3 protein-coding genes are annotated in these 2,572 nt (G+C 46.9%); all 3 read right to left on the minus strand.

Annotated elements, in window-relative coordinates; genetic code table 11:
• Window positions 1–13: 13 nt before the first annotated feature.
• Entirely contained in the window at window positions 14–940 is a 927-nt protein-coding gene (locus H0247_RS19560) for a hypothetical protein (protein WP_255434042.1), read from the minus strand.
• Window positions 941–949: 9 nt separating this feature from the next.
• Complete coding sequence (locus H0247_RS19565; RefSeq protein WP_180744015.1) at window positions 950–1,762, minus strand: DUF4123 domain-containing protein; 813 nt, start codon at window positions 1,760–1,762, stop codon at window positions 950–952.
• 60 nt (window positions 1,763–1,822) lie between these two features.
• A partial coding sequence (locus H0247_RS19570; RefSeq protein WP_370463387.1) for a type VI secretion system Vgr family protein occupies window positions 1,823–2,572 on the minus strand: 750 nt, incomplete at its 5' end.

Consider the following 2,572-nt stretch of genomic DNA (forward strand, 5'->3'; position numbering starts at 1 on the left):
GTATTAGGCGAAGTCATTTAATCTCTAATGCCGGATAGATGATTTCCGTTTCCAGCAGCGTGATTTTGTCATTTTCGCCTTTGGTCGTAGACAGCGTCTTGCTAATAAAATCGATAGCTTTTACTGATTTATTCAGCCAGGAAAGCGTATTAGCTTTCCGCTTAAAATCTTTTTTCATCGAAGCAGAATAATTATGTTCAGGGTTATTACCTAATGTGTAGGTAAATTCGCCCCCAATCTCCAGAGTACGGCTTATTTCATAATTAGGACGTTTCGTCCACCCGCGGGCACCACGCTGTGGATTCCCGTTAGCTTTATTTTCCTCTTTAGCCTGCTTCTTTTTCTGTCGTTCAGTAAACTCGGTAACCGTTTCGTCGGTGCCAATCACCACACTGACATCCCAACTGAATGCCGGATAGATTATAATTTGCGTGCGAAGCGCATCTCTGGAAGGCAAGCTAAATATCTGTGATACTCCATTAAGAAAGACCAGCGATTCACTGATAAAAGGTTCATCGTTACACTGCCCAACACGCAGGGTATATATCTCCTTAGGCAACAATGCTTTGATATCTTTTGCAAACACATACTCTCTCAAGAAATCGATGGCATCGTGTATTGAATAAATATCTGCTTTTTCTCCATAATCACACACATAATTTGTCAGACCGCTACTAAACGTCTTGGGAGCACGACGCCGCTCAGAATCATAAATGATGCCATGAGGACATAATACATTATGTGAAACACAGCCTTTTCCTGTCAGACCGAGCGAAACGGGAACACCTTCTCCTGTTTTATCAATGATTTCTACCGTTGTGACAAAATCGTCCTGACTGTAATCAAATGTCCAGTATTTCACTTTCAGTGAAAACGCATGTATGCAGGTATCTGGATTTTCACAATTACAAGATGGCGACCCCGCCGTTAAACTCACCATATATTTTCCTTATAGGGGCACAGAGCCCAATTCCCTGAGTAAAAGTGTTTCTGCTTTAAAGACGCCTTTTTTACCCTCTGTACAGAGAACATTTTTAAAGTCAGCAGGAATATCGTCAAGTGCCAAATAATGACGGGAATGAAACAGAAAAAATAAACCACGAATACTCCTGTCATCAGTGATCCCCTGCTGTTGCAACCAACGAAATATTTCACCAATTTTTTGTGAATCGACAGATCTATTTTCTCCGTCCCAGCTTTCCATTTTACTGACAAGAACGTCGAGATAGCGCTGCTCAAAAATTAGGGTTAATTCATCCATCTGTTCTGATGAGAACCGCATTATTTTTCGACGAGAAGCACTTCCAGCGTGAAATTGTGTTTTTAGCGCAGAAAAATTTTCACATCGATTAATTCCCTGCCAGTTTGTCGTTATCGTCTCAATCGGGCCGAGAAAGGTATGCTTTTCCCAGTCAGAAAGTACGGACAGCAATGACCAGATATTGCGCGGGTCATAAAAACGGAAAAATACAGGTTTTTCTTCATTGGGGATTTGTACATACAGGTATTTACGTAAATGCTGACGCAGAGTTTTCATATCAGCTCGGCTTTCAAGCCGTATTCCCCAAGGCGTTTTTCTTTGTTCAAGCCACTGAATAATGGCGTCGTCAACTCGCACTAAGTACGGAGCCAATCGCCCAATATCTTCCGGTACTGGCTCCGCGTATAAACTGGCATGGGGTGGATCTAATTGTTCCAGCATCGAAAATAACTCGGGCTCTGCCGCTGCATCCACTATTGCCCAGCGTGTTATCTCACTCACCTTTTTTCTCCTTTGCCGGACAGTGCGCCACAAACAGCGTCCCTGCGGCAGCAGCCGCTTTCAATATCGCCGGATCGGCAGGGAGTGCCACATCGCCGGATCGGCAGGGAGTGCCACATCGCCGGGGCTGCCACCTGAGTTCAGATTAATCGCCGGTCCTTTGATGTCCACCCCACCGGCGTGGATAACCACAAAGCTGCCCCCAACCCTGAGCGTTAATTTGCTGCCGCTTTGCAGCGTCAGATCGCCGTTGCTGTCTACGCTGAATACGCCGCTGATTTTCTGCGTCAGATCGCCCTTAATCTGTATGCCCCGATCGCCTTCGGTCAGCGATAAATGGTTGCCTGTGGTTTTGTGATCCTGATTGCCTTCCACCGTGACTTTACGATCGTTGGCAACCACCAGTTCTTCATCATGTCCAATGCTCGTCGTGCGGTTATAGTCCACGCGCTCATCTTTAGAATTGAGCACCCGCACCGCCATATTCTTCTGGGCGTGAAGGAAGATCTCTTCGTTGTCGGTCGCGTCTTCAAAGCTGAGTTCGTTAAATCCTTTGCCTTTATGGGTTTTGGAGCGAAGCGTGGTACGCGTTTTGTTAGCGGGCAGTGGATAGGGAGACGGATTGGTGGCGTGGAAAGTACGCCCGGTGACAATCGGCTGGTCTGGGTCACCTTCGAGAAAGCTGACGATCACTTCATGGCCGATACGCGGGATGGCGATCATGCCGTACTGGCCGCCCGCCCAGCCCTGACTGACGCGTACCCAGCAGGAACTCTGGTCGTTGCTCACGCCGTAGCGATCCCACGGGAA

Source organism: Pectobacterium sp. CFBP8739, assembly GCF_013449375.1.
Taxonomy (GTDB): domain Bacteria; phylum Pseudomonadota; class Gammaproteobacteria; order Enterobacterales; family Enterobacteriaceae; genus Pectobacterium.